Origin of the sequence: Gordonia sp. Swx-4 (assembly GCF_030316175.1) — a bacterium.
In the GTDB taxonomy this organism is placed as follows: domain Bacteria; phylum Actinomycetota; class Actinomycetes; order Mycobacteriales; family Mycobacteriaceae; genus Gordonia; species Gordonia alkanivorans.
Map to the genome: position 1 here is coordinate 1917767 of NZ_CP128197.1, position 14966 is coordinate 1932732.

A 14966-nucleotide genomic window follows, 5' to 3' on the forward strand; every position below is an offset into this window, starting at 1 on the left:
CCGCCCGATGAGCCCCCGTAGCTCAGGGGATAGAGCGTCTGCCTCCGGAGCAGAAGGCCGCAGGTTCGAATCCTGCCGGGGGCACAGATACACAGAATCACCACTTATGGAGAAACCCACCGCCCTTCGGGCCGGTGGGTTTCTCCATTTCTGGTGGGTTTGCGCTTCCGCGTCAGTTCATCGGCAGCGGCTGGGCATTGCGTTCGGCCAGCATCGCCTCGATGATCCCGATCTCCTTGTCCTGCGTGCGTTCCATCGCCGATGCGAGGTCGCGGACGTAGGGCTGCGAGACGTTGTCGGGATTCGCGGCGTACTCCATCATGTGGAGCCCGCCCTCGTGGTGGCGAAGCATCAGCTGCAGGAAGGTCGTGTCGACCTCCGGCCCGCGCATCGCGCGGAACCGCTCCATCTCGGCCGACGTCGCCATGCCCGGCATGGCCGGCTGCTCGACGTCGGCGGCCGGAGTGGCCCCGTGATCTCCGTGGCCCATGTCGCCGTGATCCATGTCGCCGTGGTCCCCGTGATCGTCACCGGTCGCCTCCGTCGACGATCCATGGCCCATCCAGCCCATCGTCTCGCCGGGGTTGGTGACGGGCTGGCCCCACCGGGTCAGCCACGACTGCATCTGGCCGATCTCGTTGCTCTGCGCGGTGAGGATGTCGAAGGCCATGCTGCGGACCTGGGGATCGGTGCCGTGCTCGAGTTCGATCGCGGCCATCTCGACGCCCTGCTCATGGTGACGCGTCATGTCCTGCGCGAAGCCGACCGCGGCCGAGTTCGCCGCGGGGGAGTCCTCGCCGGAGGAGTCGTCGGCCAGGCTCGCCTGGATCAGCAGGCCGAGGCCGACGCCGACCAGGAGCAGCGCCACTGCGGCGAGTGCGAGAAGGGCAGGGCTCCGACGCGACGGGGCGGTCTCGGTACCCGCGGGTGTCGTCGTGCTCTCAGGTGTCTCGCTCATGTTCGTTCCTCGCCTGATCAGCCCGCGGGCATCGGGTTGTTGCCGCCGCCGCCCATGGGGACGGCGTCGGGGCCGGGCTCACCTTCGTCGGCCGGCGGGGGATTCGACGGATCGAAGCCCGGGATGGCGGTACAGGTGGCCTGGGTCTCCGGGTAGGCCGCGGTCTGCGGGTTCTCCGGGTAGACGCCGGGCATCATGTTGCGGCGCAGCGAGGTGATGAACTGGTCGACCCGCGGGTCGGTCGCCGAGTCGAGCTTGAGCTGGTGGCCCCAGCTCTGCAGGGAGACCGGCTTGTCCAGGCCGGGGTACGGCGACAGGAACAGGTACTGCTCGCCGCGCACGAGCCGCTTGAGGTAGTCGACGTCTTCGGGCGAAGCCGTGTCGGGGTTGTAGGTGATCCAGACGGCGCCGTGCTCGAGGGCGTGGACGGCGTTCTCCGAACGCAGCGGGTTCGGATAGACGACGCCGGTACAGGTCGCCCAGATCTCGTCGTGCGGACCGCCGAACGGCGGCGACTGGTCGTAGGCGACGCGCTGCGACGCGTTCACATGCTTGCCCGCCTCGTAGTAGATCTTCGTCACACCGTCGATGCCCTGCGACGGGTCCGGGGTCTGCGGCGACGGGACGAACCCTTCGGCCGACTGGACCGCGACGTCGTCCTTCTCGTTGGCGCGCTTCTCGTTGAGTTTGGGGAGGAGATAGATCGCGAGTCCGGCGACGAGGCCGATGACCACGACGACTGCGCCGATCAGCATCCAGTCGACCTGTCGGCCGGTCGCAGTGGGTACGGACCCGGACTTCTTACGAGCCTTGGGGACGTTGGCCCCTGGTTTGCGCGCCATTGACTTCTTTCCTCGTACGACGGGGGTCGCCGTGCGCGCGGGCGGTCGTACCCCCCGACGCGCGCTCGGCGCACACGAGTCTACTGGTGGACGGCACCCGCTCTGGGAGGGTGCGATTATCGACGAGCGGCCCTCGGCCAATAGGATGGTGTCCCGTGACTCCCGCCGACCTGGCCGCGCTGCTGCGCGCCGTGACCCTGACCGTGGTCCGCGACCGCGGACTGGACGAGAACCTGGTGCCCGACTCCGTCGTCGTCGAGCGCCCCCGTCACGCTGACCACGGCGATTACTCCACCAACGTCGCCCTGCAGCTCGGCAAGCGACTCGGTGTGGCGCCCCGTGAGCTGGCCGGATGGCTCGCCGAGGCGTTCGCCGGCGCCGAGGGCATCGCGAAGTCGGAGATCGCCGGTCCCGGCTTCGTCAACATCTGGCTCGGTGCGGCCGCCCAGAACACCGTCATGAAGACCGTGCTCGAGCAGGGCGAGAGCTACGGCCGCGGCAAGGAGCTGGCCGGCTCGATCATCAACCTGGAGTTCGTCTCGGCCAACCCGACCGGACCGATCCACCTCGGCGGCACCCGCTGGGCCGCCGTCGGTGACGCGCTCGGCCGTGTCCTGGCCGCTCGCGGCGCCGACGTGACGCGTGAGTACTACTTCAACGACCACGGCGCCCAGATCGACCGCTTCGCGCGGTCGCTGGAGGCCGCGGCGCTGGGCAACCCGACCCCGGAGGACGGATACGCCGGCGACTACATCGCCGACATCGCCGCGCAGGTCGTCGCGAAGGTGCCCGATGTGCTGTCGCAGCCCGTGGCGGACCGGCTCGAGACCTTCCGCTCCATCGGTGTGGACCTCATGTTCGACCACATCAAGCAGAGCCTGCACGATTTCGGCACGGACTTCGACGTCTACACCCACGAGGACAAGATGTTCGCGACGGGCCTCGTCGACGAGTGCATCGAACAGCTCAAGGGCAACGGCAACCTGTACGAGAACGACGGGGCGTGGTGGCTGAAGTCCACCGACTTCGGTGACGACAAAGACCGTGTCGTCATCAAGAGCGACGGCAACGCCGCCTACATCGCCGGTGACATCGCCTACTACCGCGACAAGCGCAACCGCGGCTTCAACCTGTGCATCTACATGCTCGGTGCCGACCACCACGGTTACGTCAGCCGCCTCAAGGCCGCCGCGGCCGCGCTCGGCGACGACCCGGCCACCGTCGAGGTCCTCATCGGGCAGATGGTGAACCTGGTCAAGGACGGCAAGCCGGTGCGCATGTCGAAGCGCGCGGGCACGGTCATCACCCTCGACGACCTCGTCGACGCCGTGGGTGTCGACGGTGCGCGGTATTCGCTGATCCGCTCGTCGGTGGACGTCAACATCGACATCGACCTGGACCTGCTGACCAAGCAGTCCAACGACAACCCGGTCTACTACGTGCAGTACGCACACGCCCGGATGTCGGCGCTGGCGCGCAACGCCGCCGACCTGGGTGTGGTGTCCTCGCTCGATCACCTCGACCTGCTCGACGACCCCGCCGAGGGCGAATTGATCCGCACGATCGGCGATTTCGACGAGGTCGTCGCCACCGCGGCCACGCTGCGCGAGCCGCACCGCGTCTGCCGCTACCTCGAGGTCCTCGCCGGCACCTACCACCGCTTCTACGCGAAGTGCCGCGTCCTGCCCCAGGGCGACGAAGAGGTGGCCGACATCCACCGCGCGCGGCTCGCGCTGTGTGAGGCCACCCGCCAGGTCCTGGCCAACGGCCTCGGACTGGTCGGCGTCAGCGCTCCGGAGCAGATGTGAGCGCGCACCCGGCCGGCCCGCGGCACGCCGAACTGCTGGCCGCGCCGCATCTCGCGCAGCGTCCGAACGATCCGGCCGTCCTCGCCGCCCTCCCGCCCCAGGTGTGGCCGCGCAACGCCGCCCGCGACGAGTCGGGTGAGCTTCGTATCGCCGGAGTGCCGGTGAGCGAGCTGGCCGCCGAGTTCGGCACCCCGGCGTTCATCGTCGACGAGGCCGATTTCCGGTCCCGGTGCCGCGACATGATGGCGGCGTTCGGCCCCTACGGCCGGGTGCACTACGCGTCGAAGGCCTTCCTGTGCAGCGAGGTGGCGCGCTGGGTGAACGAAGAGGGGCTCTCCCTCGACGTGTGCAGCGGCGGCGAACTCGCCATCGCGCTGCACGCCGGTTTCCCCGCGGAACGAATCGCGTTGCACGGCAACAACAAGAGCCCCGAGGAGCTGGCCGCGGCGGTTGACGCCGGGATCGGGCACGTGGTCCTCGACTCGATGATCGAGATCGACCGGCTCGACGCGATCTCCGGTGAGCGCGGCGTCGTCACCGACGTCCTCGTCCGCGTCACCGTCGGTGTGGAGGCGCACACCCACGAGTTCATCTCGACCGCCCACGAGGACCAGAAGTTCGGCTTCGCCCTCGCCGGCGGGGTCGCGATGCAGGCCATCCGGCGGGTCTTCGCGACCGACAACCTCCGTCTCGTCGGTCTGCACAGCCACATCGGTTCGCAGATCTTCGACATGGACGGTTTCGAGCTCGCCGCCCACCGCGTCCTCGGCCTGCTCCACGATGTCGTCGACGAGTTCGGCGTCGAGAAGACCTCGCAGATGTCCATCGTGGATCTCGGTGGGGGACTGGGTATCTCGTACCTCGAGGAGGAGCGCCCGCTGCCGGTGCAGAAGGTTGCCGAGACCCTCGCTCACATCGTCCGCCGCGAATCCGAAGCCGTCGGACTGCCGATGCCGATCATCGCCGTCGAGCCCGGCCGCGCGATCGCCGGACCCGGCACCGTCACGCTCTACCGCGTGGGCACCGTCAAGGACGTGGAACTCGGCGGTGGTGCCACCCGCCGCTACATCTCCGTCGACGGCGGGATGAGCGACAACATCCGTACCGTCCTGTACCAGGCCGAATACGACGTCCGGCTGGTCTCGCGGGTGTCCGACGCACGTGCGGTCGTCTGCCGCGTCGTCGGGAAGCACTGCGAGAGCGGTGACATCGTGATCAAGGACTGCTGGCTGCCCGAGGACCTGGGTCCCGGTGACCTGATCGCGGTCGCCGCCACCGGCGCCTACTGCTACTCGATGTCGAGCCGGTACAACATGACCATGCGGCCGCCGGTGGTGGCCGTGGCCGATGGGGCAGCACGCCTGATGCTGCGGCGCGAGACCATCGACGACTTCCTCAGCCTGGAGGTGGGCTCGTGACCGGATCTGTCCAGAACGCAAGCGACACAAGCGAGGTGAATGCCGTGCGACCCATCGGGGTGGCGGTACTCGGGATGGGCAACGTCGGTGCCGAGGTGGTGCGCATCATCACCGACAATGCCGACGACCTGCGAGCGCGCGTGGGCGCACCGGTGGAGATCCGGGGCGTCGCGGTGCGAGATCTCAACCGGCCGCGCAAGATCGGCCAGGAACTGCTGACCGACGATCCCGCGTCGCTGATCGCACGCGACGACGTCGACATCGTCGTCGAACTCATGGGCGGCATCGACCCGGCCCGGGCGCTGATCCGTACCGCGCTCGAGAGCGGTAAGTCGGTCGTGACCGCCAACAAGGCGTTGCTGGCCGAGTACACCGGTGAGCTCGCGAGCGCGGCCGCCGACGCGAAGGTCGACCTGTACTTCGAGGCCGCGGTCGCCGGTGCAATCCCGGTCATCCGCCCGCTGATGCAGTCGCTCGCCGGCGACACCGTCGAGCGCGTCGCCGGAATCGTCAACGGCACCACCAACTTCATCCTGTCGGCCATGGACGAGACCGGCGCCGACTACGCCGACACGCTCGCCGAGGCGGGCCGTCTCGGATATGCCGAGGCCGACCCGACAGCCGACGTCGAGGGTTACGACGCGGCGGCCAAGGCCGCGATCCTCGCGTCGATAGCCTTCCATTCGCGGGTCACCGCCGCCGACGTCCACCGCGAGGGGATCTCCTCGGTCACCGCGGCCGACCTGCTCGCCGCGAAGAAGTTCGACTGCACGATCAAGCTGCTCTCGATCTGCGAGCGCGTTCGCGATGTCGACGGCTCCCAGCGGGTCTCGGCTCGCGTGTACCCGGCACTGATCCCGCTGACCCACCCGCTCGCCACCGTCAACGGGGCGTTCAACGCGGTGGTCGTCGAGGCGGAGAACGCCGGTCGGCTCATGTTCTACGGCCAGGGCGCCGGTGGCTCGCCCACCGCGTCGGCCGTGCTCGGCGACATGGTGATGGCCGCGCGCAACCGTGTGCACGGCGGACGCGGTCCGCTGGAGTCGACCTATGCGTCGCTGCCGATCGCTCCGATCGACGACGTGTTCACCCGTTACTACATCTCGATGCGCGTCGCCGACCGCCCGGGCGTGCTCGCACAGGTCGCCGGCGAGTTCACCAAGCGTTCGGTGAGCATCGCCGCGGTGCGCCAGGAAGGCGCAGGCGACGACGCCCGCCTGATCGTGGTGACCCATCGGGCCCCGGACCGCGCGCAGTCGGATTGCGTTGCGGCGCTAGAAGACATGGACGCCGTCATCAAGGTGTCGAGTGTGTTGCGATTGGAAGGTACCGATGACTGAGACGACTCCCGCGCCCGTGCACCGCGCGTGGCCCGGCCTGATCGAGGCATACCGTTCGCGGCTGCCCGTCGCCGACGACTGGAAGGTCGTCACCCTGCTCGAGGGCGGCACCCCACTGATCAGCGCCCCGCATCTGTCGTCGCTGACCGGTTGTGAGGTGTATCTCAAGGTCGAGGGCCTCAACCCGACCGGCTCCTTCAAGGACCGCGGCATGACCATGGCCGTGAGCAACGCGGTCAACAACGGCAAGACCGCCGTGCTGTGCGCCTCGACGGGCAACACCTCCGCCTCGGCGGCCGCCTACGCCACCCGCGCCGGGATCACGTGCGCGGTGCTCATCCCGCAGGGCAAGATCGCGATGGGCAAGCTCGCCCAGGCGGTCATGCACGGCGCCAAGATCATCCAGGTGCAGGGCAACTTCGACGACTGCCTCGAGCTCGCCCGCAAGGCGACTGCGGAGTTCAGTGAGATCGAGCTCGTGAACTCGGTCAACCCGGCCCGCATCGAGGGGCAGAAGACGGCCGCCTTCGAGATCGTCGACGTCCTCGGTCGCGCCCCCGACGTGCACGCGCTGCCCGTCGGCAACGCCGGCAACATCACGGCCTACTGGAAGGGCTACACCGAGTACCACGCCGACGGTGTGTCGTCCTCGGTGCCGCGGATGCTCGGTGTGCAGGCCGCCGGTGCGGCCCCGCTGGTGAACGGCGCCCCCGTCAAGGAGCCGGAGACCATCGCGACCGCGATCCGCATCGGCTCGCCCGCGAGCTGGAACCAGGCCGTCGCCGCCAAGGAGGAGTCGAACGGACAGTTCCGCGCGGCCACCGATGAGAAGCTGCTCGAGGCCTACCGCCTGATCGCGGGCAAGGAAGGCGTCTTCGTGGAGCCGGCGTCCGCCGCGAGCGTGGCCGGACTCCTCGCAGCACGTGCCGACGGCTGGATCGAGGCCGGCTCGACGGTCGTATGCACCGTGACCGGCAACGGTCTGAAAGACCCCGACACCGCGCTGGCGGGCATCCCCGAGGTCGAGGCGATCCCGGTCGATCCGGTGGCGGTGGCGAATGCGCTCGGTGTCGGCTGAGTCCGCCGGGGTCGAGGAGATGACGCACAACGGCGAGATGACCGAGCCCGGGGTGGCGACGCGACAGCTACCCGTGGGTGTCTCGGCGCGCGTGCGGGTGCCGGCGTCGAGTGCCAACCTCGGACCGGGATTCGACTGTCTGGGCATCGCTTTGGGCATCTACGACGAGGTGATCGTCGAGACCGTCGACGACGGGATCGTGCTGGACGTCGAGGGGGAGGGTTCGGCCGACGTCCCGCGCGACGAGTCCCACCTCGTCGTGCGCGCCCTCAATCGCGGACTCACCCACGCCGGCGTGTCCGCTCCGGGCCTGAAGTTGCGCTGCGTCAACCAGATCCCGCATTCGCGGGGCCTCGGGTCCTCGGCCGCGGCCGCGGTGTCCGGCCTCGCCGCCGCCTCCGGTCTGATCTCCGCCGCGGGCTTCGGCGCGGGTCTGTCGACCGACGAACTGGTCCAGCTGTCCAGCGAGTTCGAGGGACACCCCGACAACGCCGCCGCGAGCGTCCTCGGTTCGGTCGTCGTCACCTGGACGGAGACCGCCGACGACGTGAACTCGTATCACGCCCACCGGCTGTCGGTACACCCCGATGTCTGCGCGACCGTGTTCGTGCCCGACACCGAGTCGTCGACGTCGTTCACCCGTGGGCTGCTGCCGGATGCGGTGCCGCGCGCCGATGCGGTGTTCAATCTGAGCCGGGCCGCGCTCGCCGTCGTGGCGCTGACCTCCGACCCGCGCAACCTGATGGCCGCCTCGGCGGACCGGTTGCACCAGCCCTATCGTGCGTCGGCGATGGTGCCGACCAGCGAACTCGTCGCCGAACTGCGTGCGCGCGGACATGCCGCGACGGTCTCCGGCGCCGGGCCGACGGTGCTCGTGCTCGGTACCGCGCCGATCCCGGCCGACATCCGGGTGCTCGCTCAGGGACTCGGTTTCACCACCCACTCGGTGGCCATCGCCGGCGGCGTGGACATCAGCGCAGGCTGAGTCGCCGCTCCACGGCGGGGGCGAAGCGTTTCGTCACGGGGCGCCCGGGGAATACCCGACGTGCAACGCACGTTGGGAACGAGGTGTTCAGCGGTGTTCAGCGGTGTTCAGCCGAGGATCACAACCTCCGATCGATGTCTTCATTTGGCACTTTCGGCGTGTTGCCCCTATCATGCGAACGGGGTTAACATATTCTGGTCTAGCCGCGCGGGCTTGTCCCGCCGTGCTTCTCATCCATCACCGATCGGGACCACCGATCGTATCCGGCCGGGGTCGTGGGTCTCTGTCGACGGTGCCGAAGCACGGGTGGCTCCCGAGCACGCTCGCAGCGGGACCGAACATCTCTCTGACCGTTCACCCCCTACCGTCCAACGCGGACGGACTCCCTCGCGTACACAGCAGGGAAACGCAGACCTCACGCAGCTTCCGTCTGCGGGAGGAACGAAAGGACTTCCGTGACAGATACGGACCTGATCACCGCACCTGCCGAGCAGGAATCAGCGGGTACGGCCGGCCCTGACTCGGGGCAACCGGCCAAGACGCGGGCTCGGGCAGCACGTACCGGCCTGTCCGGCATGGTGCTCAGCGAGCTGCGGACCGTTGCCGGTGAACTCGGTATCAAGGGCACCTCCGGGATGCGCAAGGGCGATCTGATCGCCGCCATCAAGGAGCGCCAAGGCGGCGGAGCCGCCAAGAGTGCAGACGCCAAGGCCGAGGCCAAGAACACCGAGGCCAAGAGCACCGAGGCCAAGAACACCGAGGCCAAGGCCGCCGAGAGCGCAGGCTCCGAGGCCAAGACCGAGGCTAAGAGCTCCGAGACCCGGCGCCGGAGCGCCAAGGCGTCGTCCGAGGACGGGCAGCTGTCGATCGTCGAGTCCGCCGAAGACGGCGATTCCGGTCGGGCACCCCGCACGGGCAGGAAGAGCGCCGACGCGGAGGCCGGCGAGCAGCGCGCAGACGAGCAGAAGGGCGACGAGCCGAAGGGCGACGCCAAGGGGGATTCGGCGAAGGCCGGCGACTCCGACGCCGGTGAGCAGCGCAATCGCCGCAACCGGAACCAGAACCGGGACAACCAGAACCGTGAGGGTGGCCAGAACCGCGAGGGTGGCCAGAACCGCGAGGGTGGCCAGAACCGGGACAACCAGAACCGCGATGGCGGCCAGAATCGCGACAACCAGAATCGCGACGGGGGCCAGAACCGCGGTGGCGGCCAGAATCGGGACAACCGTGACGACCGTGACGACGACGGCGAAGGCGGCGGTCGTCGCCGGGGACGCCGTTTCCGCGAGCGTCGTCGTGGGCGCGACCGCGACGGCGGTAGCCAGAACGAGCCGCAGGTCTCCGAAGACGACGTGTTGCAGCCCGTCGCCGGCATCCTCGACGTGCTCGACAACTACGCCTTCGTCCGCACCTCGGGCTACCTCGCCGGTTCCAACGACGTCTATGTGTCGATGAACATGGTGCGCAAGAACGGACTTCGACGCGGCGACGCGATCACCGGCGCGGTCAAGGTGCCGCGCGAGGGTGACCAGCAGAACCAGCGTCAGAAGTTCAACCCGCTCGTGCGTCTCGACACCGTCAACGGCGGTGAGGTGGAGGCGGCGAAGAAGCGCCCCGAGTTCAACAAACTCACCCCGCTGTACCCGAATCAGCGACTGCGCCTGGAGACCACGCCGGACCGCCTGTCCACCCGCGTGATCGACCTGATCATGCCCATCGGCAAGGGGCAGCGCGCACTGATCGTCTCGCCGCCGAAGGCCGGCAAGACGACGATCCTGCAGGACATCGCCAACGCGATCACGGTCAACAACCCGGAATGTCACCTCATGGTGGTGCTCGTCGACGAGCGTCCCGAAGAGGTCACCGACATGCAGCGCTCGGTCAAGGGCGAGGTCATCGCCTCCACCTTCGACCGTCCGCCGTCAGACCACACCTCGGTCGCCGAGCTCGCCATCGAGCGCGCCAAGCGTCTCGTCGAGAGTGGCAAAGACGTTGTGGTACTTCTGGATTCGATCACCCGTCTGGGTCGCGCGTACAACAACGCGTCGCCGGCGTCGGGCCGAATCCTCTCCGGCGGTGTCGATTCGACCGCCCTGTACCCGCCGAAGCGGTTCCTCGGTGCGGCCCGCAACATCGAGAACGGCGGATCGCTGACCATCATCGCCACCGCGATGGTCGAGACCGGTTCGACCGGTGACACGGTCATCTTCGAGGAGTTCAAGGGCACCGGCAACGCCGAGCTCAAGCTCGATCGCAAGATCTCCGAGCGCCGCGTGTTCCCCGCGGTCGACGTCAACCCGTCGGGCACGCGTAAGGACGAGCTCCTGCTCTCGCCCGATGAGTTCGCGATCGTCCACAAGCTGCGTCGTCTCCTGTCCGGTCTCGACTCGCAGCAGGCGATCGACCTGCTGATCAGCCAGCTGAAGAAGACCAAGACGAACATCGAGTTCCTGATGTCGGTACAGAAGACCGCTCCGGGAGCCGGTGGCAACGACGACTGACAGTCGACGAATTGATCGACGGCCCCGTCTCGCATCATGCGGGACGGGGCCGTCGGCGTTTCGCGTCCGCTCCCTGACCGCGAGCTTGCTAGCGTGTCGAAGGGTCCGGGTCTTCGTGGCTCGTCGCTGTGCTCCTCGCGCCTCGGACAGCACGGGGGGTCAGGAAGCCAGATCGCAGGTCAGGTGATCCCACGCCTCGGCGGTGGCGCGCGGAACGGGGCCGGTGTGGGTGACGACGAGGCAGCAGCGTGAGCGCCGGTCGTAGAACTCGATGGCCGCGGTGGGGCCCCACACGCCCGGTGACCTGGTGACCCAGCACTGTTCGACGTGGTTGAAGTTGACCATCACCCGGGAGGTGCCGGACGCGAGCACCATCTGCCCGCGGTGCTCGCGGGCGCCGTCGAGCCGGTCCTGGCGCATCTGCATACATCCCGGCGCCGCAGCGGCCACGGTGACCGTCATCCCGAGCAGCGCGGCGTGCTCGAGAGAGGTGATGACCCGACTCGGATCGACGCGGATGCCGCGCGACCCATGTCCCTGGGCCAGCAGCCGGAGCCGCGAGGTGCCGCCGTCGAGCAGGATCGAGTCGAATAGCCCGACCTGGTCGCCGTCGTGGCGGTCGTGGAGAGCGGCCTGGATGTACTCCGGTCCCGGAAGGGGCGGCACGGGAGCGGGGTCCGAGCCGTGGACGGCCGCCACCGAGGTGGACAGGCTCAGCGACTCGAAGGCGAGGCGGTCGGAGTTCTCGGTCAGGTAGGTCGCATGCGCGGTGTTGCCGCTCGAGTCGAACAGGCGCAGCGTGGGCGGGACAAGGGCGGCGGGATCGGTCTGAAGCGCCGACGACAACCGGGAGGGGTTGAGCCGCAACGAGATCTGCTCGGCGCCGATGGCGAGGGGGCCGCCCAGCGGAGTGGGGCTCCCGTGCACGCCGACCGCGTTCATGATCACCGGCCCGGCGACCGTGACACCGACGACCTCGGCGAGCGAGGGGAGTCGTGCGGCGATCGTGTCGATGTCCGGACTGATCGCGGAGTCGCCGAAACCCGGTGTGGCGAGGAGTGTTTCGAGGTCGCTCGGCCGGATCGGGTCGTCGGTGGAGTCGGGCACTGCGCGCTGGTCTCGGGGGGTCGGCTCAGTAGACGTCGCGAGCGTAACGGCCCGCGGCCCGGAGTGCGTCGACGTAGTCGCGGGCGGCGTCGGAGTCGAGTCCGCCGTGCTGGGCGACGATCTCGTGCAGGGCGGCGTCGACGTCGCCGGCCATCGTGGCGGCATCGCCGCACACGTAGACGTGGGCGCCCTTCTCGAGCCAGGCGAACAGGTCCGCGCCGTTCTCGCGCATCCGGTCCTGCACGTAGACCTTGTGCTCCTGGTCCCGCGAGAACGCGAGATCCAGTCGGTCCAGCAGACCGTCGGTGACGAACCGATCGATCTCGTCGGCGTAGAGGTAGTCGGTGTCGCGATGCTGGTCGCCGAAGAACAGCCAGTTCGAGCCGTTCGAACCGGTGGCCGCACGATGGTGGAGGAAAGCGCGGAACGGGGCGATGCCGGTTCCCGGACCGATCATGACGGCCGGGGCATCCGCGTCGGGAAGGCGGAACGTCTTGTTGGGGGTGATGAAGACGTTCACGGTGTCGCCGGGTGCGCAACGGTCGGCGAGGTGCGTCGAGCAGACACCGCCGCGTTCGCGGTCGTCGGCGACGTAGCGAACGGTTGCCATCGTGATGTGCACGGTTCCGGAGTGAACCGTGGGGCTCGAGGAGATCGAGTACTCGCGGTGGGCGAGCGGACTCAGTTCCTCGAGGAGTTCCTCGGGTGCGAAGTCCAGGGTCGGATCGATGTTCAGCAGGTCCAGCACGTCACGGCCGCGGAGCCATGCGTCGAGTGCCTGTGCGTCACCGGCCTCGACCAGGCGGGTGAGCTCGGCCTGACCGGTACGCTCGGCCACCGCCTTCGCCAGGTACTTCGACGGGCAGCCGATCTCGTAGCGCGTGGTCAGGGCCTCGCGGAGGCTGTAGGTGGCTTTCCGATCGGCGATGATCTCGTCGCCGGCCGCGCCCAGGCGGTCGAGCAGGAGATCCACCAGGGCGGGATCGTTGACCGGCGTGATGGCGATGCCGTCGCCCGGCTCGTAGGTGATGCCGCTGTCGCCGAGCGAGATCTCGACGTGCCGGACCTCCTTGGCCGATCCCGGGCCCGACAGGACGGTGTTGGCGAGGATCGTCGCGGGGTAGGGGTTACGGCGGTTCCACGGTGACCGCGCCGGCTTGCGCCGCGCGGGTGCGGTCTGCGGCATGGACGACTCATCCGGGGTGGTGCGCAGTGGGGTGCTGGTACCGGCCGAAGCGGCGTCGTACATCGAGAGTCCTTCGTGTCGCGGACGGTTGGCCGTCGGCCACCGTACTATGTTTAGGGCACCCTTACGACCCTTCCGGGGTGTGACATTGGCCGGGAATCAAACGGGTGGCCCCGCTGTTGACCGACGTGCGACCGCTGCGTCCGCGATTTCCGTCGCGAACGGCACACATGGCATACTGAGCGGTCGAGTCCGGTTCCGGTTCACACCGTCGAGAGGCGACGGTGACCCGGCGACCCCAGAAAGGGACACCCAGATATGAAGCAGGGAATCCACCCCGAGTACGCGGCGACCACCGTCGTCTGCGGCTGCGGCAACACGTTCGAGACCCGCAGCACCGCGGCCAACGGTCGTATCAACGTCGAAGTCTGCTCGCAGTGCCACCCGTTCTACACGGGCAAGCAGAAGATCCTCGACACCGGCGGCCGTGTCGCCCGGTTCGAGAAGCGCTACGGCAAGCGCGCCAAGTAGACCACGCTGCGACGCCCGCCCGACGCCGAGTCGGGACGGGCGTCGTTTGTGTTTGACCAGGTTCTTCTTTCCCAGCATGCTTGCCGAAGGCGTCTTCGGCGGTGAGTTCCGTCTTTACGAGTGAGGTTCGCAGTGAGTACGCAGAGTCCGTCGGCCATCGATGACATCCTGGCCGAGCACTCCGGTCTCGAGCGGCAGCTCGCCGACCCCTCGCTCCACGACGACCCCACCGCCGCCCGGCGGGTGGGCAAGCGGTTCGCCGAACTCGCCCCGGTGATGTCGACCTACAACAAGCTCAAGGCGGCCCGCGAGGACCTCGAGGCGGCACGTGAGCTCGCGGCCGACGACCCGTCCTTCGCCGCCGAGATCCCCGCCCTCGAGACGACCGTCGAGGAACTCGACGCAACGCTCACCGACCTGCTCGCCCCGCGTGACCCCCACGACAGCGACGACGTGGTCCTCGAGATCAAGTCCGGCGCCGGCGGCGAGGAGTCCGCGCTGTTCGCCGCCGACCTCGCACGCATGTACCTCAAGTACTGCGAGCGGCACGGCTGGAAGGTGCAGACCCTCGGTGTCACCGAATCCGACCTCGGCGGCTACAAAGAGGCGACCTTCTCGATCAAGTCCAAGGAGACCGTCCGCGACGGCGTGTGGTCGCGACTCAAGTTCGAGGGCGGCGTCCACCGCGTGCAGCGCGTGCCGGTGACCGAGTCCCAGGGGCGCATCCACACCTCGGCGGCCGGAGTGCTCATCTACCCGGAGCCCGAAGAGGTCGCCGAGGTCGCGATCGACGAATCCGACCTCCGCATCGACGTCTACCGGTCGTCGGGCAAGGGCGGCCAGGGCGTCAACACCACCGACTCCGCGGTGCGCATCACCCACCTGCCCACCGGCATCGTCGTGACCTGCCAGAACGAGCGGTCGCAGCTCCAGAACAAGGCCCGGGCCATGCAGGTCCTCGCCGCCCGCCTCCAGTCGGCGGCGGAGGAAGAGGCGGAGGCCGCGGCCGCGGAGGGTCGTGCTGCGCAGATCCGCACCGTCGACCGTTCCGAGCGCATCCGTACCTACAACTTCCCCGAGAACCGCATCACCGATCACCGCATCGGCTACAAGGCCAACAACCTCGATGCCGTCCTCGCCGGGGACATGGACAACCTCCTCGACGCACTCGTCGCCGCCGAGCGCCAGGCCCGCATGGAAGCCGAATAGCCC

General features: G+C 68.5%; 12 protein-coding genes and 1 tRNA gene. 9 read left to right on the forward strand and 4 right to left on the reverse strand.

The window, feature by feature from the left end; genetic code table 11:
- Positions 1-11: 11 nt before the first annotated feature.
- Positions 12-84 (forward strand) — tRNA-Arg (locus PWF70_RS08810).
- A gap of 88 nt (positions 85-172) precedes the next feature.
- Here PWF70_RS08810 and PWF70_RS08815 read toward each other — a convergent pair.
- Both PWF70_RS08815 and PWF70_RS08820 read right to left on the reverse strand, forming a co-directional pair.
- A complete protein-coding gene (locus PWF70_RS08815) occupies positions 173-958 on the reverse strand; it encodes a DUF305 domain-containing protein (RefSeq protein WP_006360505.1) in 786 nt (261 codons plus the stop codon).
- Positions 959-975: 17 nt separating this feature from the next.
- On the reverse strand, positions 976-1800 hold the full coding sequence (locus tag PWF70_RS08820; protein ID WP_035750765.1) for a thioredoxin-like domain-containing protein: 825 nt from the start codon (positions 1798-1800) through the stop codon (positions 976-978).
- 155 nt (positions 1801-1955) lie between these two features.
- Here PWF70_RS08820 and argS point away from each other — a divergent pair, with 155 nt between their 5' ends.
- From argS to rho, 6 genes are all read left to right on the forward strand, one after another.
- A complete protein-coding gene (gene argS / locus PWF70_RS08825; RefSeq protein ID WP_035750766.1) occupies positions 1956-3608 on the forward strand; it encodes an arginine--tRNA ligase in 1653 nt (550 codons plus the stop codon).
- Positions 3605-5026, forward strand: coding sequence for a diaminopimelate decarboxylase (gene lysA, locus PWF70_RS08830; protein ID WP_035750768.1), 1422 nt, complete (start codon positions 3605-3607; stop codon positions 5024-5026). Before argS ends, lysA begins: the two co-directional genes overlap by 4 nt.
- Positions 5023-6366 carry a homoserine dehydrogenase gene (locus PWF70_RS08835; protein WP_006360509.1) on the forward strand — a complete coding sequence of 448 codons (1344 nt, stop codon included), beginning with the start codon at positions 5023-5025 and terminating at the stop codon, positions 6364-6366. The genes lysA and PWF70_RS08835 overlap by 4 nt, the downstream gene beginning before the upstream one ends.
- Positions 6359-7444: a threonine synthase gene (gene thrC, locus PWF70_RS08840; RefSeq protein WP_006360510.1), complete on the forward strand. Its 1086-nt coding sequence runs from the start codon at positions 6359-6361 to the stop codon at positions 7442-7444. Before PWF70_RS08835 ends, thrC begins: the two co-directional genes overlap by 8 nt.
- Positions 7425-8429, forward strand: a complete 1005-nt coding sequence (thrB, locus tag PWF70_RS08845; RefSeq protein ID WP_006360511.1) for a homoserine kinase — start codon at positions 7425-7427, stop codon at positions 8427-8429. The genes thrC and thrB overlap by 20 nt, the downstream gene beginning before the upstream one ends.
- Before the next feature lie 455 nt (positions 8430-8884).
- Entirely contained in the window at positions 8885-10930 is a 2046-nt protein-coding gene (gene rho, locus PWF70_RS08850) for a transcription termination factor Rho (protein WP_035750770.1), read from the forward strand.
- A 159-nt stretch (positions 10931-11089) separates the two neighbouring features.
- On the opposite strand, the gene PWF70_RS08855 is transcribed toward rho, so the two are convergent.
- Complete coding sequence (locus PWF70_RS08855; RefSeq protein ID WP_279956803.1) at positions 11090-12037, reverse strand: ChuX/HutX family heme-like substrate-binding protein; 948 nt, start codon at positions 12035-12037, stop codon at positions 11090-11092.
- Between the two features lie 25 nt (positions 12038-12062).
- Positions 12063-13286: a sulfite reductase subunit alpha gene (locus PWF70_RS08860; protein ID WP_035750774.1), complete on the reverse strand. Its 1224-nt coding sequence runs from the start codon at positions 13284-13286 to the stop codon at positions 12063-12065.
- Between the two features lie 255 nt (positions 13287-13541).
- Here PWF70_RS08860 and rpmE point away from each other — a divergent pair, with 255 nt between their 5' ends.
- Together rpmE and prfA are read left to right on the forward strand one after the other, a co-directional pair.
- Positions 13542-13754, forward strand: a complete 213-nt coding sequence (gene rpmE / locus PWF70_RS08865; protein ID WP_006360515.1) for a 50S ribosomal protein L31 — start codon at positions 13542-13544, stop codon at positions 13752-13754.
- Between the two features lie 132 nt (positions 13755-13886).
- Positions 13887-14963 (forward strand): peptide chain release factor 1, encoded by a 1077-nt coding sequence (gene prfA / locus PWF70_RS08870; protein ID WP_006360516.1) that lies wholly within the window; start codon positions 13887-13889, stop codon positions 14961-14963.
- Positions 14964-14966: the final 3 nt, after the last annotated feature.

Excerpts from the sequence above, each read along its gene's own strand:
- PWF70_RS08815 (WP_006360505.1), bottom strand. The coding sequence starts at position 958 with ATGAGCGAGACACCTGAGAGCACGACGACACCCGCGGGTACCGAGACC.
- PWF70_RS08820 (WP_035750765.1), bottom strand. The coding sequence starts at position 1,800 with ATGGCGCGCAAACCAGGGGCCAACGTCCCCAAGGCTCGTAAGAAGTCC.
- thrC (WP_006360510.1), top strand. The coding sequence starts at position 6,359 with ATGACTGAGACGACTCCCGCGCCCGTGCACCGCGCGTGGCCCGGCCTG.
- thrB (WP_006360511.1), top strand. The coding sequence starts at position 7,425 with ATGCGCTCGGTGTCGGCTGAGTCCGCCGGGGTCGAGGAGATGACGCAC.
- PWF70_RS08860 (WP_035750774.1), bottom strand. The coding sequence starts at position 13,286 with ATGTACGACGCCGCTTCGGCCGGTACCAGCACCCCACTGCGCACCACC.
- rpmE (WP_006360515.1), top strand. The coding sequence starts at position 13,542 with ATGAAGCAGGGAATCCACCCCGAGTACGCGGCGACCACCGTCGTCTGC.